Raw genomic sequence first — 980 nt, forward strand, 5'->3', positions numbered from 1 at the left:
AGTAGTGCACTCTGGGCTGCGGACATTAAGGTTTTGGGACGTAGTTTCAAATATCACCGGGCGCGTGGTTTATTGAGTTTTGCCAATCATGATGTCAATGCGTTAATGACTGATGGTGTCGACACCAATATCCGAGCTGATGTGATCCCGGTTACTCATAATATGCAGCTGACTGCAGTCAACACTGATGGTGGTGTATTAAAAGATAAAGGTCGTTATATCGATAAGATATCGGCGTTTCTGCCGGTGGGCTTTTATTACAAAACCTTCCATAAACCTAAATGGATGTTTCCCTTCTGGGAAAACAAGATTCGTAAAGCTGCGGGGTTGGGTGAAGTCAATTTTAACTACCCACGAATTACACGTGCCAAACGCTATGCACATTGTGATGTGCTGGTTGTTGGAGCGGGTGCCTCAGGACTTTCTGCAGCATTCGAAGCAGCCGAAGCTGGCAGTCAGGTCATTCTGGTGGATGAAAACCTCAAAATTGGAGGTAGTCTGACCTATGATATGGCCGCTGATGTGAATACCGGTTCTTTGCTGAAACAGCTAACAGAAAATGTACTCAGTCACGCCAATATTCAGGTGATTGCTGATGCCTATGCCGGTGGTTATTACACTGATCATCTGGTGCCAATTGTTGAAAAACGTGGCATTACTAAAGTTCGTGCCGGATCAGTTATTGTTGCCAGCGGTGCTTTTGAACAACCTCCAGTATTTCGTTATAACGATTTACCGGGAGTGATGCTGAGCTCAGCAGCACAACGTCTGGTGAATCGTTATTCGGTTAAACCCTTTACAAAAGGCGTATTGGTCACTGCGAATGATTATGGTTACCGCGCGGCACTGGATTTGGCTGCGGCCAAAGTCGAGATAGTTGCCGTCATTGATATGCGTCAAACCGGCGCTGATGGTGATTTGACTGAAAAGGTTAAACAGGCTGGTATCGCCGTTCATCTGGGCAGCTGTATTTATGAGGT

1 protein-coding gene is annotated in these 980 nt (G+C 46.0%); it reads left to right on the forward strand.

Annotated elements, in window-relative coordinates:
* Positions 1-980, forward strand: a 980-nt coding sequence (locus tag B3M51_RS10155) for an NAD(P)/FAD-dependent oxidoreductase (RefSeq protein WP_292758890.1), incomplete at both ends; no start/stop codon positions are given.

This window comes from Methylophaga sp. UBA2689, from assembly GCA_002354555.1.
Lineage (GTDB): Bacteria > Pseudomonadota > Gammaproteobacteria > Nitrosococcales > Methylophagaceae > Methylophaga.